General features: G+C 65.6%; 19 protein-coding genes. 9 read left to right on the forward strand and 10 right to left on the reverse strand.

Annotated elements, in window-relative coordinates:
• Positions 1-204 precede the first annotated feature (204 nt).
• The 3 genes from G5A46_RS00800 to dctP all read right to left on the reverse strand — a co-directional run bounded on the left by G5A46_RS00800 (position 205) and on the right by dctP (position 3295).
• Complete coding sequence (locus G5A46_RS00800; RefSeq protein ID WP_163846400.1) at positions 205-1521, reverse strand: TRAP transporter large permease; 1317 nt, start codon at positions 1519-1521, stop codon at positions 205-207.
• Entirely contained in the window at positions 1518-2081 is a 564-nt protein-coding gene (locus tag G5A46_RS00805) for a TRAP transporter small permease subunit (protein WP_163846402.1), read from the reverse strand. Before G5A46_RS00805 ends, G5A46_RS00800 begins: the two co-directional genes overlap by 4 nt.
• Before the next feature lie 170 nt (positions 2082-2251).
• Positions 2252-3295, reverse strand: coding sequence for a TRAP transporter substrate-binding protein DctP (gene dctP / locus G5A46_RS00810; protein ID WP_239520550.1), 1044 nt, complete (start codon positions 3293-3295; stop codon positions 2252-2254).
• A gap of 249 nt (positions 3296-3544) precedes the next feature.
• Here dctP and G5A46_RS00815 point away from each other — a divergent pair, with 249 nt between their 5' ends.
• The 5 genes from G5A46_RS00815 to G5A46_RS00835 all read left to right on the forward strand — a co-directional run bounded on the left by G5A46_RS00815 (position 3545) and on the right by G5A46_RS00835 (position 9409).
• Positions 3545-4159 (forward strand): TetR/AcrR family transcriptional regulator, encoded by a 615-nt coding sequence (locus G5A46_RS00815; protein ID WP_163846404.1) that lies wholly within the window; start codon positions 3545-3547, stop codon positions 4157-4159.
• Between the two features lie 174 nt (positions 4160-4333).
• The gene (locus G5A46_RS00820; protein ID WP_204318670.1) at positions 4334-5890 is read left to right on the forward strand and encodes an acetolactate synthase large subunit; all 1557 of its coding nucleotides are present in this window, start codon (positions 4334-4336) and stop codon (positions 5888-5890) included.
• Positions 5891-6046: 156 nt separating this feature from the next.
• The gene (glpD, locus tag G5A46_RS00825; protein ID WP_163846408.1) at positions 6047-7642 is read left to right on the forward strand and encodes a glycerol-3-phosphate dehydrogenase; all 1596 of its coding nucleotides are present in this window, start codon (positions 6047-6049) and stop codon (positions 7640-7642) included.
• Between the two features lie 85 nt (positions 7643-7727).
• Complete coding sequence (locus G5A46_RS00830; protein WP_163846410.1) at positions 7728-8519, forward strand: SDR family oxidoreductase; 792 nt, start codon at positions 7728-7730, stop codon at positions 8517-8519.
• 59 nt (positions 8520-8578) lie between these two features.
• A complete protein-coding gene (locus tag G5A46_RS00835; protein ID WP_163846412.1) occupies positions 8579-9409 on the forward strand; it encodes a bifunctional allantoicase/(S)-ureidoglycine aminohydrolase in 831 nt (276 codons plus the stop codon).
• Between the two features lie 94 nt (positions 9410-9503).
• On the opposite strand, the gene G5A46_RS00840 is transcribed toward G5A46_RS00835, so the two are convergent.
• Both G5A46_RS00840 and G5A46_RS00845 read right to left on the reverse strand, forming a co-directional pair.
• Positions 9504-10898: a uracil-xanthine permease family protein gene (locus G5A46_RS00840; protein ID WP_163846414.1), complete on the reverse strand. Its 1395-nt coding sequence runs from the start codon at positions 10896-10898 to the stop codon at positions 9504-9506.
• A gap of 131 nt (positions 10899-11029) precedes the next feature.
• Positions 11030-11614, reverse strand: coding sequence for an ureidoglycolate lyase (locus G5A46_RS00845; protein WP_239520552.1), 585 nt, complete (start codon positions 11612-11614; stop codon positions 11030-11032).
• Positions 11615-11747: 133 nt separating this feature from the next.
• Here G5A46_RS00845 and uraH point away from each other — a divergent pair, with 133 nt between their 5' ends.
• The gene (gene uraH / locus G5A46_RS00850) at positions 11748-12101 is read left to right on the forward strand and encodes a hydroxyisourate hydrolase (RefSeq protein WP_163846416.1); all 354 of its coding nucleotides are present in this window, start codon (positions 11748-11750) and stop codon (positions 12099-12101) included.
• Between the two features lie 93 nt (positions 12102-12194).
• Here the strand turns inward: uraH and G5A46_RS00855 are convergent, their stop codons facing one another.
• The 5 genes from G5A46_RS00855 to G5A46_RS00875 form a co-directional block, all read right to left on the reverse strand.
• Positions 12195-12959, reverse strand: a complete 765-nt coding sequence (locus tag G5A46_RS00855) for a FadR/GntR family transcriptional regulator (protein ID WP_163846418.1) — start codon at positions 12957-12959, stop codon at positions 12195-12197.
• Complete coding sequence (locus G5A46_RS00860) at positions 12928-13899, reverse strand: ABC transporter ATP-binding protein (protein ID WP_163846421.1); 972 nt, start codon at positions 13897-13899, stop codon at positions 12928-12930. Before G5A46_RS00860 ends, G5A46_RS00855 begins: the two co-directional genes overlap by 32 nt.
• Positions 13896-15767 carry a dipeptide/oligopeptide/nickel ABC transporter permease/ATP-binding protein gene (locus G5A46_RS00865; protein WP_163846423.1) on the reverse strand — a complete coding sequence of 624 codons (1872 nt, stop codon included), beginning with the start codon at positions 15765-15767 and terminating at the stop codon, positions 13896-13898. The genes G5A46_RS00860 and G5A46_RS00865 overlap by 4 nt, the downstream gene beginning before the upstream one ends.
• Positions 15764-16711, reverse strand: a complete 948-nt coding sequence (locus G5A46_RS00870) for an ABC transporter permease (RefSeq protein WP_163846425.1) — start codon at positions 16709-16711, stop codon at positions 15764-15766. The genes G5A46_RS00865 and G5A46_RS00870 overlap by 4 nt, the downstream gene beginning before the upstream one ends.
• Positions 16712-16800: 89 nt before the next feature.
• A complete protein-coding gene (locus G5A46_RS00875; RefSeq protein WP_163846426.1) occupies positions 16801-18378 on the reverse strand; it encodes an ABC transporter substrate-binding protein in 1578 nt (525 codons plus the stop codon).
• A gap of 136 nt (positions 18379-18514) precedes the next feature.
• Here G5A46_RS00875 and G5A46_RS00880 point away from each other — a divergent pair, with 136 nt between their 5' ends.
• The 3 genes from G5A46_RS00880 (at position 18515) to G5A46_RS00890 (ending at position 22826) form a co-directional block, all read left to right on the forward strand.
• Entirely contained in the window at positions 18515-19180 is a 666-nt protein-coding gene (locus G5A46_RS00880; RefSeq protein WP_163846427.1) for a DUF1028 domain-containing protein, read from the forward strand.
• 161 nt (positions 19181-19341) lie between these two features.
• Positions 19342-20355, forward strand: a complete 1014-nt coding sequence (locus G5A46_RS00885) for an NAD-dependent epimerase/dehydratase family protein (protein WP_163846428.1) — start codon at positions 19342-19344, stop codon at positions 20353-20355.
• Between the two features lie 335 nt (positions 20356-20690).
• Positions 20691-22826: a Hint domain-containing protein gene (locus tag G5A46_RS00890; RefSeq protein WP_163846429.1), complete on the forward strand. Its 2136-nt coding sequence runs from the start codon at positions 20691-20693 to the stop codon at positions 22824-22826.
• The last annotated feature ends 41 nt before the right edge of the window (positions 22827-22867 follow it).

Genomic DNA, 22867 nt, shown 5'->3' on the forward strand with positions numbered 1-22867 from the left:
CCGGGACCGCCCGACGCCAGCGGGCCGGCCCGGCCAAATCAACGGCTTGGCCGCCGAAGTTGAGATGCCGGGCCGAGCGACCCCAGCCTTCCCCCAGGGCAAAAGCCACGCGACACCAACTGGTTGCGTGCCAAACTTCACCCAGAAATGCGAACCGCCCGCCGCAGGATGCGACGGGCGGGACGTTTCGGCGATGTCCTGCGGCTACCTGCCGTAGAACATGTCCGGCAGATACAGCGCGATCCCCGGGATCAGGATGATCAGGACCACCCCCAGCAAGGTCACCAGCACATAGGGCACGACCGAGCTGTAGATGTCCCCCATGGAAACATCCGGTGGCGCCACACCCTTGAGGTAGAACAGGTTGAACCCGAAGGGCGGGGTCATGTAGCCGACCTCCATCATGATGATGAACAGGATGCCGAACCAGATCGGGTCGAAACCCGAAGCCTGAACCACCGGCAGGAACACCGGCAGGGTGATCAGCATGATGCCCACCGGGTCCAGCACCATCCCGAAGACGAACAGGATCAGCAGCATGAAGGCCAGCGCCCCCCATTTGCCACCGGGGATGAAGCCCATCAGGTTCTGGATCAGGCTTTGCGCGCCCAGGGCCGTATAGGCGGTGGAGAACGCATGCGCCGCGAACAGGATCCAGATGATCAGCGCGGTCAGCTTCAGCGTCGCAAGCGCCGCATCGCTGATCACCCCCCAGGACAGCTGACGGTTCACCAGCGTGGCGAACATCGCACCGAAGACGCCGATGGCCGCAGCCTCCGTCGGAGTGGCAAAGCCGCCGAAGATGGCCCCCAGCACGATGACCACGATCATGATCGGCAGGATCACGGCCTTGAGAGAGGCGAACTTGACGCTCCAGCCGGCGCGCTCTTCCTTGGGCAAGGCCGGGCCCAGCTCGGGCTGGAACCAGCAGCGCACGCCGATATAGACGGAGACCAGCGCGAAGAGCAGCAGCCCCGGACCGACACCGGCGGCGAACAAACGGCCCACCGAAACCTCGGTCAGCAGGGAATACAGCACCATCAGGATCGACGGCGGGATCAGGATGCCCCAACCGCCGCCCGCGTTGATCGCCCCCAGCGCCAGCCGCTTGTCATAGCCGCGTTCCAGCATTTTGGGCAGCGCGATGGTGCCCATGGTCACGACGGCGGCGCCGGAAATCCCGGACATGGCGGCGAAGATCACGCAGATCAGCACGGTGCCGATCGCCAGCCCGCCGCGCAGCCCGCCCCACCAGACATGCATCATGTCATACAAGTCATTGGCGACGCCTGACTTTTCCAACAAGATCGCCATGTAGACGAAGAGTGGAATGGCCATCAGCGTCGGGTTTGACATGGATTCCCACATCTTCGAGGCCAGCAGATAGAATCCGATCGGACCCATCTCGAAGAACAGGAAAATGACGGAGACACCGCCCAGGACGAAGGCCAGCGGCGTGCCCATCAGCACGAAAACCAGCAGCGACCCGAAGAAAAGAATAGTCAGTAGTTCGACGCTCATGCCTGGATGCTCCCGGTTTCGCTGTCAGTTGCATCTGCGGCCTGTACGCCGAATGTCGCCTCGTCCACGGGCAATCCCATCAGGATGCGCACATCGGCCCAAAGCCGCACCAAACCCTGCGCCAGCAGCAGCGCGGCGGCGATCGGGATGAACGCCTTGGTCGGCCAGAGGGGCGCTTTCCACACGGAATTCGACCGCTCCATATCGGAAATCGCTTCGTGTGCGATGTCATAGCCCTGCCACAGCAGGACAAAGACGAACAATGCGAACAGCGGCCAGGTCACGATGTCGATCAGCGCCTTACGCTTGCGCGAAAACGACCCGTAGATGATGTCGACATTCACGTGCCCCCGTTCGGCCAGCAGATAGCCGCCGCCCAGGATCGCATAGACCCCAAAGATCAGCGTGGCCAGTTCGGCCGTCCAGATCGCCGGTTGTCCGACGAGATACCGCATGACCACATCGGCCAGCAGCAGCGCAAAAATGATCAGAACCGCGAGGGAGATCCACCGTCCGATCCACCTGTTCAGGCTCGTGACCGCCCGAGCGAGCTTGAGCATACCCATTCCCTTTTCGTGAGGCGCGACATCCGCGCCGGTGGCCTGTGCGTGCGGCGCGTGCCGCGCGCCGAAGGTCGGTTGCCGCGCCTGGTCTGGCGCTCGGCAAATGCGTCGGAACGGCGCGGTCCTCCCCGCGCCGTTCCCCGTTTCAGATCAGCTTCGCCGCCCGATCAGACGTAGCCCAGGTCGGACATCAGGGACATGTAGATGTCCTTGGCCTTGGCGGCGTATTCGCCTTTTTCCGCCTCGGCGTTCATGATGTTCGTGGAGGCCTCCGCCAGCACCTGCAACACGTCGTCCGGCAGGGTCATGACTTCGAGACCCTCGTTCGCCTTGCCTTCGGAGATGGCGATCACCTCGGCATGGCTGTATTCGGCCGACCGCTGGAAGAACCGGACTTCCATCAGATCCAGCAGCGCCTGGCGCAGGTCGTCGTCCAGGCTGTCCAGTTCGGATTGGTTGACGATCCAGCTGTCGGTGGTCTGACCCAGGGCGGGCTTGTAATGGTATTTGCAGACTTCCCACAGGGACATGGATTGCGCGCCCACGGCCGCACCCCAATGGGCGCCGTCCACCACGCCGGAGGACAGGGATTGGTAGAGTTCCGAGCCGGGGATGTATTGCGGCGCGGCGCCTGCGGATTGCAGGTAGTCCAGCATCGCCCCGGAGGACCGGATTTTCAGGCCACGGAAATCATCCGCGCTTTCGATCTTCTTGGACACGACCATTTCGACCGGAAGGACTTTTTCCGACATCAGCAGGACGCCGTCCTCGGCCAGTTCCTCGTTGATCAGGTCTTCCAGGCCCAGATTCTTCACAGCGTGCTGCATTTCCCAGCTGGCACGGAAGGTGCCCGGGATGCCGTAGATAAAGTTCGCGGTCGTCGCGTGATCCTGGATGTAGGACGCTGCGATGGAACCCATGGGCACGACGCCCTTGCGCACGATGTTGAAGATATCCGGGCCTTTGGCGAATTCGCCGGCGCCGAAGGTTTCCAGCTTGAAGGCGCCTTCGGTGCGCGCGTCCAACTGCTCGGCCAGCACGGCCAGGCTGCCGGAGAAGGAGCTGGACGCCTTGGGCCAGTGCGATTGCACGCGCCAGGTCACCTTGCCCTGCGCCAGGCCCTTGCCCACCAGGGCGGGGGTCGCGACGGCCGCGACAGCTGCGCCGCGCAGCAGGGCGCGACGATTCACTTGGGTTTTCTCGATGGTCATAGATGCCTCCCTCAACCATTCGGATGGGGGGCCTCCCCTCGGTGACCCCCTGCGTGCAGACACGGCAATAACCGGCCGACGGAGCGCCCGGTATCCTCCCGTCGAACTCAAGAGAACACTTTTTTACTCACGCGTCAACGAATCCGCGATATGTTGTCTTTCAGGCAGCACAGCCCCGGTTATATTCCGCAGAGCGGTTGACGGCGGGAGAGATTTGATGCTGATCCGCGACAGGCCAAGGGAGAGGGTATGGCAAACTGGAACGGCGCAGTCGCCACACGGGAGGAAATCCGCGAGCTGAAGCGGCGGGCGGCGGTGCGCGTGGCGGCACGGATCTTCAACGAAAAGGGCTATCACGCCACCTCGCTGGACGAGATCGCGGACGAGATCGGCGTGACCAAGACGGCCCTGTATTACTATTTCCGCAACAAGGAGCAATTGCTCTACGAATGCTTGAAGATGACCTATGACAGCGGGCAGGAGGCCCGGCTTGCGGCGGAGAAACTGAACGGTTCCGCCTTTGAAAAGCTGCAATATTTCTACCGCTCCTTTATGGAACAGCTGATCGAGGAGCGCGGCGCCTACACCACCACCGCCAATATCCGTGCCCTGCCCGAAGACCACCAGGCAGAGGTGATGGATCGCCGCCGCCAGTTGGAAGCCTACACCCGGATGCTGCTGGAAACCGCCATCGCGGACGGCGCGGTACGGCCCCTCAACGTGACCGCGACGTCCAGCTATTTCCTGGGGTCCATCAACTGGTTGCTGCGCTGGCGGGTGGAAGAAGAAGAGATGTCCGCCCGCGACACGGCCGAGACCTTCCTGGACCTGTTCATCAACGGCATAGCCCTGCCTGCCGGTTGATCGCCCCGGCCGGCCGGCGGCCCGGCCACCTGCCCCACCGGTCCTGCCCCTGAGCTTGACGCGCCGGTCAATTGCCGGGTCCGGTCAGGACGCGGACTTACCCACAGGTCAAATTGCCCTTGCGGCGGCGCGGGTCGCCCTTAGGATGGCGCTGAAACAACGGAGGATTACGTGATGAACGGCGCGGACAAGGTGGTCGAAGCCCTGGCGGACGAGGGGATCGACCTCTGCCTTACCAATCCCGGCACGTCCGAGATGCATTTCCTCGCCGCGCTGGATGCCCGCCCGGATATCCGCCCGGTGCTGGCCTTGCAGGAGAACATCGCCACCGGCGCCGCCGACGGGTTCTTTCGCATCGCCGGGCGCCCGGCCTCCACGCTGCTGCACCTTGGGCCGGGGTTGTCGAACGGGCTGGCCAACCTCCATAACGCGCATCGTGCAATGTCCGCCGTGGTCAATATCATCGGCGATCATGCCACCCATCACCGCAAGCTGGACGCGCCCCTGACTTCGGACATCGAAGGGCTGGCGGCGCATCTGTCGGCCTCTGTCCGCACCGTCCAGCCGGGCCATGGCGCCAAGGCCGAAACCCGCGCCGCCGTGGCGGAGGCCGCAGCCGGCCGGCCGGGCATCGCCTCCCTTCTGTTGCCGGGTGATTCCGCCTGGGACGACGCGGGCGACGCCGACCGTGAGGGCACGCCTGCGGCACCGCACCCCCGTGCGCCCGCCCCGGACGAGGCGACGCTGCGTGCCTGCGCCGAGGCGCTGCAACAGGACAATGCGGTGCTGTTCCTGGGCTTCGGCTCTGTCCGTGGCGAGGCGCTGGAAATCGCGGGGCGCATTGCCGCGAAGACCGGCGCGCGGATCATGGGACAAACCTCCAACCCCGTGACCGATCGCGGCGCGGGCCGGGTGCGAATCGAGCGCCTGCCCTTTGCCATTGATCAGGCCATTCAGGTGCTGTCGGATGTCGAACACATGGTGCTGGCAACATCCAAGGCCCCCGTCGCCTTCTTTGCCCATCCCGGCAAGCCCGGCGTGCTGACACCGGAGGGCTGCGAAATCCACGAACTCGCCCCGCCCCATGGCGACGCGACGGAGGCACTGGCCGCGCTGGCCGCCATTCTGGACGCCGCCGAGGCCGAGCCGCAGCGCAACGCGGCCCATATCCCGGATATCCCCGAAGGCAGGATCGACGCCCATGCCATAGGCTGCGTGCTGGCCAAGGCGATGCCGGAAAATGCGATCTTCGTGGACGAATCGATCACCAATTCCTTCCCGATCACGGCGGCGACAATGGGCGCCGCGCCGCACCGTCAGTTGCACAATCTGGGCGGTTCCATCGGGTATTCGCTGCCGGTGGCGATTGGCTGCTCCCTGGCGGAACCCGACGCCCAGGTGATCACCATCTGTGGCGACGGATCGGCGATGTACACGATCCAGGCGCTGTGGACCCAGGCACGGGAGAACCTGAACATCGTCACCATCATCCTGGCGAACCGGTCCTACCGGATCCTGCAAGGAGAGGTCGAGCGGCTGGAAAAAACCAACCGGGGCAAGGCGATCACCGACATGCTGGACATCGGGCGACCCAATATCGGCTTTGCCGAAATGGCCGAAAGCATGGGCGTCACCGGCATTCGTGTCGAAGATGTCGCCGGATTCGCGCTGGCGCTGGAAGAGGCGCTGGACCGCGACGGCCCCTCCCTGATCGAAGCGGTGCTGGATTGATCCGCCGCGCCGGGCCAACCCCGGCGCACGCCGCCGCCCTGGCCGCCGCGCCCCGGCCTTGTGCGCCCCCGGTCACGCTTTCGTCAGGCCGGCCGCGTCTTATCATTGTCATCCCGGCAGGTTAGGGCCTGCCGGATGACCACGGATAGACCGCATATGCCCGACCAGCCCCCCGGCCCACGTCCCGACCAGACCGTCCCGCAGGAGTGCGATCTCTTCGTGATCGGCGGCGGGGTCAACGGATGCGGGATTGCTCGCGACGCCGCCGGACGCGGGTTGCGGGTGGTGCTGGCGGAAAAGGACGATCTGGGGGCGCATACCTCCTCTGCCTCGACCAAGCTGTTTCACGGCGGGCTGCGCTACCTCGAATATTTCGAATGGGGGCTGGTCCGCTCGGCCCTGCAGGAGCGGGAGGTGCTGTTGCGGATGATGCCGCATATCTCCTGGCCGCTGCGTTTCGTGCTGCCGGTCCGGTCGGAAATGCGGTTCGACGGCGACACCCCGACCTCGCGCCTGCTGGCGCGGGTCATGCCGTGGTCACGCGGGCGGCGGCCCGGCTGGCTGATCCGGCTGGGGCTGTTTCTGTACGACACGCTGGGCCGGCGGCAGATTCTGCCGGGCACCCGCCGCGTCGACCTGGCCGGCCCCGAGGGGCAGGCCCTGGCGCCCGGTGTCTCCGTCGCCTGGGAATATTCCGATTGCTGGGTGGACGATGCCCGGCTGGTGGCGCTGAACGCCCGCGACGCGGCAGCGCGCGGGGCCACGATCCTGACCCGCGCGCCCGTTGCCAGCGCCACCCGCGAGGGCCACGGCGCCGACGCGCAGTGGCAGATCACGCTTGCGGATGGCCGCCGCTTTGCCGCGCGCGCGCTGGTCAATGCGACCGGTCCCTGGGCGGGAGAGGTAGAGACCCGGACCGGGGCCCCGCGACAGCCCCTGCGGCTGGTGCGCGGCAGCCATGTGATCACCCGGCGGCTGTATGAGCACGACAAATGCTACTTCCTGCAAGGGGCTGACCGGCGCATCGTCTTTTTGATCCCGTACGAGGATGATTTTACCCTGATCGGAACCACCGATGCCGACCACGACGACCCCGACACCCCCGCGATCTGCACAAAGGCAGAGCGGGACTATTTGCTGCGCATCGCCTCCGATCAGCTGGGTCAGACCCTGACTCCGGCGGATGTCGTGCACAGCTATGCCGGGGTGCGGCCCTTGCTGGACAGCGGCGGGGCGACTGCCGCCGCCGCGACACGGGATTACGACCTGCGGCTGGAACAGGACGCCGGGGCGCCACGCTTGTCAGTCTTCGGCGGCAAGATCACCACCTATCGCAAGCTGTCCGAACAGGCCGTGGACCAGCTGGCGCCGCTGCTGGGGCAGCCCGCGCCGGGCTGGACCGCCGGCGCGCCCCTGCCCGGCGGCGATTTCGCCCAAACCGACCGCCCCGCCCTGCATGACCGCATCGCGGCCGCCGCGCCTTTCCTGACGCCGGCCGAGGTCGCGCGCCTGCTACGCAGCTACGGGACCGAGGCGCTGGCTCTGCTGGCGGGCGCAACGACCCGCGCCGACATGGGCCGGGCCTTCGGCGCCGGCCTTACCGCACGCGAAGCCGATTGGCTGGTCGCTCATGAATTCGCCACCGAAGCCGAGGACATCCTGTGGCGCCGGACCAAGCGAGGCCTGCACATGAGCATGGCGGAGCGCACCGAATTCGCGGAATGGTTTTCCGCTGAACGAAAGATTCTCTGACCTCCCGACTTGCGCCGGACGTGGATTGCCGCCAGATTTGCCCCGACAAGCGCCGCAAATGCCGCGCCATACCGGGAGGAAATATATGGATATCAGCAAGTTGTTCACCCTGGAGGGCCGCGTTGCCGTGGTCACTGGCGGGACGCGCAACCTGGGCCGCCACATGGCCGAGGCCTTCATCGCCGCCGGGGCGCGGGTCTACATCACCTCGCGCAAGGCCCCCGATTGCCTGAAAACCGCCGAGGAGCTGGGAGAGAACTGCATCGCCATCCCCGCCGACCTCTCCACGCTGGAGGGGATCGACAGCTTTGTCACCGAATTCTCAAAACACGAGAAGAAGCTGGATATCCTGGTCAACAACGCCGGCGCCGCCTGGGGTGAACCGTTCGAGGAATATTCCGAAAAGGGCTGGGACAAGGTGATGGACATCAACCTGAAATCCCCCTTCTTCCTGGTGCAGAAACTGCACGGGCTGCTGAAGGCCGGGGCCAGCGCGGAACAACCGGGCAAGGTGATCAACATCGCCTCCATCGACGGGCTGCGTCTTAACCCGTGGGAGACCTATGCCTATCACGCTTCCAAGTCCGGACTGATCTACCTGACCCGCCGCATCGGCGCGCGGCTGATCGCGGATCATATCAACGTCACCGGCATCGCGCCGGGGGCCTTTGCCTCGGACATGAACCGCGCGGCGCGCGACCATGGTGACGCGGTGGCGCAGAAGATCCCGGCCAAACGCATCGGCGCGCCCGAGGATATCGCGGCAACGGCGCTTTACCTGGCGGCGCGGTCGGGCGATTACGTCGTTGGGGACACGATCGCGGTTGACGGTGGGCTGGTCTATGCCGCCATCGGCGCCTCGATAGATACCGATTGATCCGCCGGGCCGGTCTGGGTGATCGGCCCCCTTCCCGGCCCGGCCCTGCACAGGAGAGCATGATGCCCCCATCCCATTTCCCCGCCCCCGGCGGCCATCCGGGCCAGGACCAGCTGCTGACCGGGCGGGCGGTCTTTACCGAGGCCTATGCCGTGATCCCGCGCGGCACGATGGGCGATATCGTCACCAGTCTGCTGCCCGGCTGGGAGGGAACGCGCGCCTGGATCCTGGCCCGCCCGCTGACCGGCTTTGCCGAGACCTTCGCCGAATACCTGGTGGAGGTCGCGCCCGGCGGCGGCACATTCGCCGACCGGGCCGAACCGGAGCCACAGGCCCAGGGGGTGCTGTTCGTGCTGTCGGGAACCGGGGTGCTGACGCTGGACGGGCAGGAGCACGCGCTGCGCCCCGGCAGCTATGCCTGGATGGCCCCCGGTGCCCCCTGGCGGGTGCGGAACGCGGACGCGGCGCCGATACTTTTCGCCTGGGTTCGCAAACGCCATGATCCCGCGCCCGGACTGGAGACACCCGAAAGCTTTGTCACCCACGAGGACGATGTCACCGCCAATGCGATGCCCGGCACCGAAGGCCGCTGGTCGACCAAGCGCTTTGTCGAACCCGACGATCTGCGCCACGACATGCATGTCAACATCGTCGCGCTGGAGCCGGGCGCGGTGATCCCCTTTGCCGAGACGCATGTGATGGAACACGGGCTGCTGGTCCTGTCGGGCAAGGGCGTCTACCGCCTGAACCAGGATTGGGTGGAGGTCGAAGCCGGCGATTTCATGTGGCTGCGCGCCTTCTGTCCGCAGGCCTGCTACGCTGGCGGGCCAGAGACATTCCGCTACCTGCTGTACAAGGATGTGAACCGCCACCCCCGGCTGGCGCTGTAGCAGCCCGCGCAGAACGAAAAAACGGCCGGGCAATGCCCCGGCCGTTTCGCTGTGCGGAGGACGCGCGGGCAGATGCGCCTGCCGCGCGCCGCTGCTACTTCCGCCCCGACAGCCCGCCGGAGATATCTTCCGTCGCCTCGGCCGCCAGGTCCTCGGGCAGCAGGAGGTTCAGCACGATGGCGATCAGCGCAGCGGGGAGGATACCCGAGGTCGCCAGCACCTTCAGCGTGGCGGGCAGGTGTTGCAACGCGCCCGGTTCCAGTTGCAACCCCAGGCCCAGTGACAGGGCGATGGCAAAGATCACCATGTTGCGCCGGTTCCACTCCACGTCGGACAGCATCGACACGCCCGCCGCCACCACCATGCCGAACATCACGATCACGCCGCCGCCCAGAACCTCGATCGGTACGGTCGAGATGATGGCGCCTACCTTGGGCACAAGGCCGCAGAGGATCAGGAACAGCGCGCCGATGGTGACGACGTGGCGGCTCATCACGCCGGTCATGGCGATCAGCCCGACGTTCTGGCTGAACGAAGTGTTGGGCAGCGCCCCGAACAGCCCCGCCAGCGCCGTGCCCAGACCATCGGCCCAGGTGGCGCCGGTGATCTCCCGGTCCGTCGCTTCCCGCCCGGCGCCGCCCTTGGTGATGCCGCTGACATCGCCCACCGTCTCCACCGCCGAGACAAAGCCCATCAGGCAGAAGCCCAGCACCGCCGCGACCGAGAATTCCAGCCCGAAATGCAGCGGATCGGGCAGCGCCAGCACCGCCGCGCGCCCCACATTGCCAAAGGAGACCATCCCCAGCAGCAGAGCCACCACATAGCCCGCGATCAGCCCCAGCAGCACCGCCGAGACGGACAGCATCCCCCGGGCAAAGAACTTCAGCGCCAGCGTCACCACGATGACCACGCCCGCCACGAACCAGTTCTGCGCCGAGCCGTACTCCGGCGTTCCGATGGCAGGTACCCCGCCGGCGGCGTACTGGATGCCGACCTTGACCAGCGCCAGCCCGATCATGGTAACCACCAGCCCGGTGACCAGCGGCGGCAGCGCAAAGCGGATGCGCCCGATGAACAGGGCCAGTACGGCGTGGAACAGCCCCCCCGCCAATACGCCGCCCATCAGCGGGGCCATCGCCTCGACCCCTTTTCCGGCGACCAGCGGGATCATGATCGGGATGAAGGCAAAGGAGGTGCCCTGCACGATCGGCAACCGCGCCCCCACCGGGCCCAGGCCGATGGTCTGGAACAGGGTCGCCACCCCGGCAAAGAACATCGACATCTGGATCATGTACAGCATCTGCGGAAAATCCGCGCTGTCAGAGCCGAAGCCGAAGCCCGCCGCGCCACAGACGATGATCGCGGGGGTCACGTTGCTGACGAACATCGCCAGCACGTGCTGGATGCCCATCGGCACGGCTTTGTGCAGGGGTGGTGTGAAATTCGGATCACGTAGCTGTTCGGCGGTGCCGATGGATATGTCTGCCATGTCTGGCCCTTCCCTGTCGTTGGGTCTGTCGTTTGTCCTGGCTCCGCCTGTGTCGACGGTTGCGCCATTCGGGGGGCGGCGATGCACGCCGCTATCGGGTGAGGTCTGGTGCGGTCCTTCTGCCTTGAGGGTCAGTCCGCCGCCGGAGCGGCAGGGGTGGGGAGCCGGACGGTATAGGGTGCCCCGAACCAATGTTCCTGAAGATTGTCGCCGGGGCCGATGCGATCCACCACGGCAAACAGGCCCGGCGCATGCAGCGGGGTCAGAACCCCGTGCCAGGTGCCGCGCGCCAGGTTGATCGCCTGTCCCGGCGCGGTGCGAAAGGCCAGCGGGCGGCCTGGAATGCCGTCGTGATCCGGCGCCACGATCACCAGGAACGGATCCATCGACATCGGGATGAACGCCTGGGAGCCGTCAGGATGACGCTCCACCATGTCCAGCCGCAGGGGCAATGCGCGCGGCTCTGCGCGGAACAGGCTGATCCCGGCGCGCCCGGTGCCGAACTCCATCGCGGCCCGATCGTTGTAGCGCCCGCACAAGCCCTGGTTGATGATCCGGTCGGGATCGCCTTGCGTGTCGATCACCTGTCCGAACGGCGCGAACGCGCCCGCGTCCAGCGCGGCGATGACGATGCTGTCGACCGTCGCCGCCCCTGGCCCTGCCCTGCCCTGCGGTTCCTCCGCCCCGCCCTGCGGCGTCATTGTCCTGTCGGTCACATCCGTCCTTTCCGCCCGCGCGACTGGCGCGGGGTCTTCGCAATTGTCTGAAACGATGAGATAGTCGTTTGGCAAAGCCTGCGCCGACACCTGCGCACAGGCAACAGGAATCACCACCCGAGGGAGCGCAACCATGCCCGGCTACCTGACCACCCATGTTCTGGACACCGCGCGGGGCCAACCTGCACAGGGCTTGGGCATTTCATTGTTTCGCATCACCCGCTCAGGGCGGGAGGGGCTGGCCAGCATGACCACCAATGCCGATGGCCGCACCGACAGCCCGATCCTGCCAGAGGCGGAATTCGTCACCGGCACCTATGAGCTGGTCTTTGCCGCCGGGGCGTGGCTGGACAGTATCGGCACCCCGGCAGAAGATCCCCGGTTCCTGGACGTGATCCCGATCCGGTTCGGCATGTCGGAGGCGGTGCATTATCATGTGCCGCTGCTGCTGTCGCCGTTCGGCTATTCGACCTATCGCGGCAGCTGAACCGCCCCTGCCCGGTCGCGGGCCCGATCTGCGGCGGACCGCGCAAGATCTGCGGACAGGCCCCGTCGGAGGGCCCGCGCACCGGCCCAATGGTCACTCTGGCATGAAGCGCTGTGCCATACGCACTTCCTGGCCGCGCATCAGTGACCAGGCGGTTTCCATATGGGCGCGCATGATCGCCTCCGCCGCGCCGGAATCGCCTTCGCGCAGGGCCATCAACAGGCGTGCCTGATAATCCTGCCCCCGGCGCCACAGCTCGATATTGGGCGGAGCGTAGAGTTTGCGATAGACGGTCAGGTCGGACAGCAGGCTGACCATGAAATCTATAACGAAGCCCAGCAGCGGGTTCGACGATTGCTCTGCCAGGATGGCGTGAAATTCCAGCGATGCGATATGTTGAGCCCGCTCTTCCTCCACGCTGGTGGAGGGGTCGGAATAATCGGAGATATGGGCCGCCAGCCGGTCCAGCACAGCCGCGTCCAGCTGACCGGCCAGTTGCCCGGCCAATTGCGGCTCCAGCGCGAGCCGCAGTTGGTAGATGTCGCCGATGGTCAGGTTCTTGAAGTAGAAGTAATTGCCCAGCAGGGCGCGGGCGCGCTGGCGGCTGACCTCGTGCACGAAACTGCCGCCGCCGGGGCCGGTGCGGGTCTTGATCAGACCCTGGGCCTCCAGGATGCGCATCGCTTCCCGGATCGTGCTCTTGGCCATGCCGAACCGCTGGATCAACTCGGCCTCGCCGGGCAGGCGGTCTCCGGCACGCAGACCCTGTTCGACGACCCAGTCCTTGATCGCCTCGGCGACCTGGACGGGGCGGCTGACCTTGGCGTCACGGGGTGATCGGGTGGTGGCAGGCGGCAAACTGGTCCTCTTCCATCTGTTCCAGGGCCGGATCTTCGGTCCGGCAAAGATCCGTGGCGCGCGGGCATCTGCCGGCAAAGGCGCAGCCCGGCGGCGAGTTCAACGGGTCGGGCAATTCGCTGCCCTTCTGTTCCGGCGCGGTCAGAGGGCGGCCGACCACCGGTGCGCTATCCGCCAGAAGTCTGGTATAGGGGTGTTTGGGCGCGTTGAAAATCGTCTCCGCCCGTCCGATTTCCACCACGGCACCGAAATACAGCACCATGACCCGGTCGCTGACCGCCTCCACCACCGCAAGGTCGTGGCTGATGAAAAGGTAGGTCAGGCCGAATTCGCGCCGCAGATCGGCCAGCAGGTTCAGAACCTGCGCCTGCACCGACACGTCCAGCGCCGAGACGGGCTCGTCCAGAACCATGATGCGCGGCGCTGCGGCCAGGGCGCGGGCGATGCCGATCCGCTGGGCCTGTCCGCCCGAGAATTCATGCGGATAGCGCGACAGGAACTCCGGCCGCAGGTTCACGCTGTCGAAGATCTGGTTGATCCGCGCGCCGCGATCCGCACGGGCCATGCGGTGCAGGTTCTTCAGCGGCGCCTCCATCACCTGGCGGATGGTCTTGCGCGGGTTCAGGCTGCTGACAGGATCCTGAAAGACATATTGGATCAAACGGCCGAAGGCCGCCGGATCGCCGGTGTCCAGCGCTTGCCCCGCGATCTCGATCGCACCGGTGGAGGGGCCCAGCAGACCGACCAGCATCCGCGCCAGCGTGGACTTGCCACAGCCGGATTCGCCGACGATGCCCAGCGTCTCCCCCGTCGCGACGGAAAAGGACAGCGGCCGCACCGCGCGCACCCCCGGTTGCGCCTTGCCGAACGGGGGCGCGGGCCGGGCGAAGGTCTTGGACAGGTCGCTGACGCGCAGCGCCGGTTGGGCGGAATCGGTCATTGCACGGGCTCCTCCGGGAAGAGGCAGCGCACCGCGCGCGGCGCGCGACCGGCCAGCGGGATCTCCCCCGCGCGGCATTCGGCGCGGGCCTTGTCGCAGCGCGGCGCAAAGGCGCAGCCGGGCGGCAGGTCGTCGACCACCGGCGGCAGCCCCGCGATGGCCTCTAGCCGGCGGCGGCCACCGCCCAGTTCGGGCACACAGGCGATCAGCCGTCGGGTATAGGGATGGGCGGGCGCGTCCAGCACACGAGCGGTCGGCCCCTCCTCCACGATGCGCCCGGCATACATGACCGCCACCCGGTCACAGAGCTGCGCGACCACGCCGAAATCATGGGTAATGAACACGATGGCCAACCCGCGTTCCCGCCGCAGATCGTCCAGCAGCGCCAGGATCTGCGCCTGAACCGTCACGTCCAGCGCGGTGGTGGGTTCATCGGCGATGATCACGTCCGGGTCATTGGCCAGCGCCATGGCGATCCCGACACGTTGACGCATCCCGCCCGACATCTCGTGCGGGTAGTCCCGCAGCCGGGCCTGCGGATTGGGGATGCGCACGGATTTCAACAGATCCAGGGCGCGGGCGCGGGCCTCGGCGCCGGTGGTGTTGTGATGGGCCTGGATTGCCTCTGCCAGTTGATCGCCAACACGGTAGAGCGGGTGCAGTGTCGACAGAGGATCCTGAAAGATATAGGCGATACGGTCACCGCGAAGCTGCCGCAGCCGGGCATAGGGCGCGGCCAGCAGATCCTCCCCCGCGAAACGCACGGCGCCGCCGGTGATCACGCCTGGCGGCGAGGCGACAAGCCCGGTGATCGACAGCGCGGTGACGGATTTGCCCGACCCGCTTTCCCCGATGACGCCCAGGCATTCGCCGGCCCGCACCGACAGGGAGACCTGGTTGACCGCGCGAAAGACACGCGGGCCGACGTGAAACCGGGTGTCCAGCGACTGGACCTCCAGCACGCCGGCGCCTTCGGCCTCGGGGACCGGGCCCTGGCGATCGACCTGGGTGCGCGCCCGCGGCCGCGACAGCGCGCCGGAGCGCAGGCGCGGGTCCAGCGCATCGCGCACCCCGTCGCCCAGCAGGTTCACGCTCATCACGATGAGGAAGATCATCACCCCCGGCACCACCGAAGTATGCGGCGCGGTGATCAGCGCCGCCCGTGCCTCTCCCAGCATGGAGCCGAGATCGGCCTGCGGCGGCTGGCTGCCCAGCCCCAGGAACGACAGCCCGGCGGTTTCCAGAATCATCCAGCCGACAGTGGTGGACATGGCGATGACGATGACGGGCAGAACATTGGGCAGGATCTCCGTCGCGATGATGCGGCCGTGGCCCATCCCCGCCAGCCGCGCCGCATCGACGAATTCGCGCCCGGAGAGAGAGACGGTGACGCCGCGGATGTTGCGGGCAAAGAACGGCACGTTCACCGCCGCCACGGCAATCAGCGCGTTCATCAGCCCCGGCCCCAGGGCCGCCACGATGGCCAGCGCCAGCAGGATATAGGGAAAGGCCATCAGCATATCGACGCCGCGCATGATGATGTTGTCGGTGCGTCCCCCGAAATAGCCCGCCACGATGCCGATCGCCGACCCGATGCTCGCCGCCACCACCGCCGCCGCGATCCCCACCGCCAGCGACATCCGCGTGCCGTACATCAGTCGCGACAGCAGATCCCGGCCCAGGTGATCGGTGCCCAGCAGATGGCCCGGCGACATCGGCCGCAGGAACCTGTTTCCCGTATCCGTGACATTGGGCGCGGGCATCGGCAGCAACGGCGTGATCAGCGCCAGCAGCAGGATCGCGGCAAGCACCACGGCGCCGAAGGCCGCCAGCCGGTTGCGAAACAGCAGGGACAACGTGCGCCTCATGTCTTGATCCTCGGGTCCAGAAGGCCCTGCGCCACGTCCACCGCGATGTTGAACAAAACGTAGCAGGCAGCGACGAAGACGACACCGCCCTGCACCAGCAGGATGTCCCGTTTCAGGATCGCATCGACCAGCATTCGCCCGACGCCGGGCCATTGGAACACCATTTCGATATAGACCGACCCGGACAGGACGAACCCGGCCTGGATGCCCAGCACCGGGATGATCGACACCATCGCCGCGCGCAGGGCATGGCCCATCAGCACCCGACGCTCCGACACGCCCTTGGCGCGGGCGGTGCGGATGTAGTCCTGCCGCAGCACCTCAAGCATGGCGGAACGCGCCAGCCGGGCAATGACCCCGGTGGCCACGGCAGCCAGGGCGGTGGCGGGCATGATCAGGTGATTGATCAAATCGGGCAGATCCCCGCCACCGTAGATCGCATACATCCCCGACACCGGCAGCCATCGCAGGTTCACCGCGAAGACCAGGATCATCATCATCCCCAGAAAGAAGCTGGGCACCGAGATCCCGATCAGCACGACAAAGGTGATCGCCTTGTCCGCCAGCCCGTATTGACGCGCGGCAGAGACGACACCGGCCAGGATGCCAAGGATCGAACACAGCACAAAGGACGTGCCCGCCAGGATAAGCGTCGCGTTGAAGCGTTCGATTATCTCGTCCAGCACCGGACGGTTCAGGGAGAAGCTGCGCCCGAAATCCCCGGTCAACATAGAGCCGAGCCAGATGAAATACCGCTGTACCAGAGGCTTATCCAGCCCCAGATCCCGGTTCAGCTTGGCCACGTTCTCCGGTGTCGCATAGCTGCCCAGAATCGCCGTCGCCGGATCGCCGGGGATCATCGCCATGATCAGGAACACGATCACCGTGATCCCAAGCAGAACCGGAATGGCGGAGATCAGGCGTTTCAGGATGTAGCTGCCCATGGCGTGCCTCGCAGGGTGGCGGCGTGTGTCGTGGCGTTTCTGGTTGCGGGGGCCATCGGAACGGCCCCCGCCCTGACATCAGGAGCGGATCAGTTCTTTACCACGTCGCGCAGCAGCAGGAAGAACGACGGTTCCAGCTGGAAGTTCTCCACATTGGCGGAGGTGACGGCGTTCTGCTTCCAATTCGCGACAAAAACCCAGGGTGCGTCGTCCTGCACGATTTCCTGCATCTCCTTGTAAAGGGTCGCGCGCTCTTCCTGGCTGGTGGCGACGCGGGCGTCCTCCAGCAGCTTGTCGACCTCCGGGTTGGAATAATAGCCGGAGTTGAACCCGCCCTTGTCCGGCCAGGCATCGGTGCGCAGCGCCAGGAAAGGCAGCGTATCCGGGTCATTGGTCATCCAGGCCATTTCCGCCATGTCGGCCTTGCCCTCCAAACCCGGATTGACCTCGCCCAGGAAGGTATTCCATTCGTAGGTCTCGATCTTCACGTCAAAGCCCACGGCCTCGAGATCCGCCTGGATCGCCGTGCCCATGGCCACCGGATCCAGCATGCCGGACCCGCCTTCGGTGACGTAGAACGTCAGCTCCGCGCCCTCTGCACCGGCCTCCGCGATCAGGGCCTTGGCTTTTTCGGGATCATAGGGATAGGGTTCCAGCGCCTCGTTATAGGCCCAGGAAAAGGCCGGCGGCGTCGGGCCTGCGGCAACCTGCGCGGTGCCTTCCAGCACGTCATCGACCAGCGCCGACTTGTTGATCGCATAATTCGCGGCCTGCCGGACCTTCTTGTCCGCGAAGGGCCCTTCCTTGGCATTCAGGATCAGGAACCAGACGTGCGGACCGGCCTGTTCGACGATCTTGAATTCCTCCCCCTGAAATTCCGACAGGGTGACGGGCGGCACCTCGACCATCAGGTCGATGCCCCCGGCCAGCATCTCGGCGGTGCGGGTGTTGGCGTCGGTGATCGGGCGATAGACGACCGCCTCCAGCTGCGGCGCGCCGTCCCAGTAATCGGGGTTCTTCTCCACCACGACCGCCTCGTTCGACCGCCATTCGACGAATTTGAACGGCCCGGTGCCCGACGGCATGCGCCCGAAATCCTGGCCCTGCGCCTCGACGCCCGCCTTGGACACCATCAGCCCCGGCGTATAGGCGAGATTGGAGAGGAACGGCGCGTAGGGCTCGTTCAGGGTGAATTTCACCGTCATGTCGTCCACCGCCTCGACGCTGTCGATGGCGGAGAAGAAGAAGGCCAGCGGGAAGGGCCCGGTGTCGTGCTGGGGGTGATCCTCGTTCAGCATCCGGTCGAAGTTGAACTTGATCGCCTCCGCGTTCATCGGGCTGCCGTCGTGAAAGCTCACCCCCTCGCGCAGGGCAAAGGTGTAGGTCTTGCCGTCATCGCTGATCTCCCAGCTGGTGGCGAGGGCCGGTTCGACCTCCAGCGTGCCGGATTTGTAGCGCACCAGCCCATCGTACATGTTGTAGAGGATGCGGAAATCATTGACCGCCGTCACGGTGGACGGGTCAAGCGACTTCGGCTCGGCGATCTGGCCGACGATCAGCACGCCCGGCGGCGTCTGCGCCGCGACCGGCAGCGCCAGCGGGGCGGACAGCATGGTGGCACCCATGGCGGCCACCACCGCGCGGCGGGTCCAAGCGGTAAGGTTCATGTGGGGACTCCCTGTTGATGGATCTGTGTCGGGGTTGCGGATGTCTTTGCGACGTTCTTCTTAGCTTAAATTATCATGATAATTTGCATCGGTCAAATTATCATGATAAATGTTCGGATACCCAATCAGGATTGCCATGACCTTCTCTCTTCTCGCCCGCGACCCGGAAACAGGCACCCTGGCCGCCGCAGCGGCCACCGGCAGCCTCTGCGTGGGCGGGTGGGTCTTGCGCGGGCGATTGGAAGCCGGTTTGTCGGCCAGCCAGGGCGCTGCCCCCTCCACCTTCTGGGGGGAGGACGTGCTGGCCTCCATGGCCGACGGGCAGGATGCGGCGGCTGCGGTTGCGGCCATCACCGCCGCCGATCCCGGTCGCGATCAACGCCAGCTGAGCGCACTGGACCCCCAAGGCGGCACCGGCGCGTTCACCGGGGCGGAAAATACACCGCAGATGGGCACGCAACGTTTCGAACACGGGATCGCCGCCGGTAACATGCTGACGGACGTGGATATTCTGGATCGATTGATCGACGCCTACATGGATACGCGCGGCACGCCCGGTCACCGGCTATTGGCCGCGCTGCACGCTGCGCAGCGGGCGGGGGGCGACAGTCGCGGATTGCTGTCTGCCGCGCTGCTGGTGCTGCACCCCTCCCATGCGCCACTGACCCTGCGGGTGGATCACGACGCCCGCGACCCGCTGGCCGCGCTGGACAATCTGCACAAAGTTGCCACCAGCGGCGATTACGCCGATTGGGCCCGGCAAGTGCCCAGCCGCCTGGCCCCGCACCGCGGCCTGGACTGAGCCGCCTCCGCGGGCGCCCCTTGCGGTGCCTCCCTGGTTGCCGCCGCGCGATAGATCAAACTTTAGGTAAGCAATCCTTGAAGCCATCCGCCACGACCGGCAGGCTGCCAGTGTTTTGTGACGTGTTTTTCCTGTTCCCGATGTTAACGAGTTTTGCGCCCATGCGACGCGCCTTTGTCACCGGCTCTGCCGGGTTTATCGGCTGTCATCTTGCCGACCTTCTCCTGTCCGAGGGGTTTGCCGTTCATGGCTATGACGGCATGACCGATTATTACGATGTCGGGTTGAAACGTCGCCGTCATGCCATGCTGATGCAATCCGCGCAGTTCACAGCGACGGAGGCGATGCTGGAAGATGACGACACTCTCTCTGCCGCCATCGACGAATTCGCCCCCGACGTCATCATCCACCTCGCCGCCCAGGCGGGGGTGCGGCATTCGCTTGAAAACCCCCGCGCCTATGTACAGGCGAACCTGATCGGCACCTTCAACGTGATGGAGGCGGCGCGCCGGCGCGGTGTGGACCACCTGTTGATGGCCTCCACTTCCTCCGTCTACGGGGGCAATGCCGACATGCCCTTCGCGGAAACACAGCAGGCCGATCTGCCCCTGACCATCTACGCCGCCACCAAGAAGGCGAACGAGGCGATGGGCCATTCCTATGCCCATCTGCACGACCTGCCGGTGACGATGTTCCGGTTCTTCACCGTCTACGGCCCCTGGGGCCGACCGGACATGGCGCTGTTCCGCTTTACCGATGCGATCCTGGATGGCCGGCCGATCGACATCTACAACCACGGCGACATGTCCCGCGATTTCACCTATGTTGCCGACCTGGTGCGCGGCATCCGGCTGCTGATCGACGCGGTGCCCCGCCGCCCCGCCAGCCCGACGGAAATCGCCCCGGGCGACAGTCTCAGCCCGGTGGCACCCTACCGGGTGGTGAATATCGGCAATTCGGACAAGGTGCGTCTGCTGGATTTCATTGATGCCATCGAGCAGGAAACCGGGCGCCCCGCGATCCGCAACTACATGCCGATGCAACCCGGCGACGTGCCGGCCACATGGGCCGATTCCTCCCTGCTGCACAGCCTCACCGGCTACCGACCCAACACCGGATTCGCCGACGGGGTGACCCGTTTCGTCACCTGGTTCCGGGAGTATTACGAAAAATGAACTGTCCCGCGACTTGCCCTTGGGGCAAAGCTGCCACATTTCCGCGACCGGCACCGACCCCGCATGGCCCCGCCGGTGCGGGACGAAGGCGCAACGGCCGGAAAATCGAAACCCTCCTGAAACCAGTTGCTTGCCCCATCCGTGGCTGAAGCGGTCCCCGGGCAGGGCGGCGAAACGGGGCAAGTTAGGCGGAAATGCGGGACAATTATGCAGTTGCGGCAAAGTCTCATTGCCACATTTTTACAGCCTCATCGCCTCAACTTGACCCCAACTTGCCGTGTACACCCGTAATTCAAGTGAAATTCCGTCTGTATCGCTATTCCGGAGAATAGGGCATGGCCACCATAAGTATCACGACTGCGAACTGGAACAGTCCCTCTTTCTGGTCCTCCATCAACTATGGCTCTGGTGGCCATACGTTCGATTTCAGTTCGCTTCCCAGCAATTTCACCGTTTCGGTCAACCAGATGTCCGGCCAGCTGACGATCGACAACGGATCGTCGGATTTCACCGTGCGGGACGCGACCACCAATGCCTCCGCCGATGCCAGCATGGGCGGCAATACGGAGTTCAGTTTCTTCGACTTCGTGCTTCCCGACGGCAACGATTGGGGCCGCGGCGACGAAAATGCCAACAACTTTGACGGCGGCGGCGGCGACGACACGATCGAAGGCGGGACCGAGGACGACACCATCAGCGGCGGCTCCGGCAACGACGTATTGTACGGCGATGCGGAATCGCCCATCGGCGTCACCGAATCATTCGAGGTCGGCAGCCTGACCATGTCCCCGAACGAGGTGCGCGACGGCTCCGCCCAGGGCGGGAACCCCTCCAACGCGAATGACGGCACCTCGGTCATCTATGACAATGCCGCCCAGCTGGAAGACGGCACCAACGTCGCGATGCGCGTCACGCTGGTCGACAAGTCCAGCAGCAACCTGAACGTCAACCTGACCAACGGAACGACGAATCAGACGATCCTTCTATCGGGCGGCAGTAGCCAGCAGGGCGAGACGGCGGAGATCCGCATCGAATTCCTGGACCAGGCCACCGGCGAACCGCTGGTCCTGTCCGGCTCGGCCACCTTCAGCGATCTGGACGACAATTCCGGCAGCACCGGCACCGCTGAAAACCTTGTACTGGACGCGGGCTATTTTTCCTCCTTCGCGGTGTCTCAGGACAGTTCCCTGGAGGTCAGCCAGTCCAACGGCATGGTGACGGCCAAGGGGACAGAACAGAACAACCCCAATGACCAGGACGCCTGGTTCCAGGCGATGTTCGACGGCAAGTCCGAGATCAATTTCACCCTGATCTACCCCGGCGTCACGGCTGGCTTCGGCTTTAACGGGCAGGACATCACCAATTCCGTCGTGACCCCGGTGATCGCCGGCAACGATACCCTGGATGGGGAATCCGGCGATGACCAGATAGACGGCGGTGGCGGGGATGACACCATCCTCGGCGGCCAGGGCGATGACACGCTGATCGGCGGCGCCGGCAATGACGAGATTTCCGGCGGTTCGGGGGAAGATTTCATCCGCGGCGGCGGTGGCAACGACACCATCCTGGCCGGTGGCGACGACACGGTCAGCGGCGATGACGGAGATGACGTCTTTCGCATCGATCCCGATGCGCTGACCGGCGGCGGCACGATCTCCATTACAGGTGGCGAAGGCGACGAGACGCTGGGCGATACGCTCGATTTCAACGGGCAGCTGGACTGGGGATCGGTCGTCATCACCGATGACGACGACGAAAACGGCGGGCTGACCGGCTATGCCACCCTGCGCGACGGGACGGTCGTCAACTTCAGCCAGATCGAGACGGTGTTGTGTTTCGCTGAAGGCACCCGGCTGAGCACCCCCAAGGGCGACATCGCCGTCGAGGACCTAGCGGAGGGCGACCTGATCGACACGCTGGACCACGGCCCGCAGCCGATCCGATGGAAGCGCGCTTCTCCGCATGGTTGGGCCGCCGAAAGCAATGACCAGAAGCCGGTGCAGTTCAAACCCGGAAGCCTGGGCGCGGGCCTGCCCCGGCGGGAGCTGGTCGTTTCGCCGCAGCACCGGATGCTGGTGCCCGACGCCGAAGACGGCCAACTGGTCGCGGCCAAGGCGCTGTTGGATCTGCCGGGTGTGCGCCAGCAGAACGGCCGCCGCCGCGTGACTTATCATCACCTGTTCTTCGACCGGCATCAGGTGCTGTTTGCCGAAGGAGCACCCACGGAATCCTTCTACCCTGGCGTGGCCGCCCTGCGGTCGCTGTCGGCTGCGGATCGCAACAGCCTGCGCCCCCTGCTTCTGCACCAGGAAGGCGAGGGCTATGCGCCGGTGCGTCCCTTGATGAAAGTGCAATGCGCCCGACACCTGGTGGCAGCCGGCCTCGCCACCTGGAGCGCGGGCACGTTGAAACGACTGACCGGCCGGGCCAGCCGCAGCACCTTGCGCGTGGTGTCCCGCGACGCGGGCTGAGCGCCGCCCCGCCGGACAGGATAGAACGGCCCGCCCTGAAC

Source organism: Pseudooceanicola aestuarii (assembly GCF_010614805.1).
Classification (GTDB): domain Bacteria; phylum Pseudomonadota; class Alphaproteobacteria; order Rhodobacterales; family Rhodobacteraceae; genus Pseudooceanicola; species Pseudooceanicola aestuarii.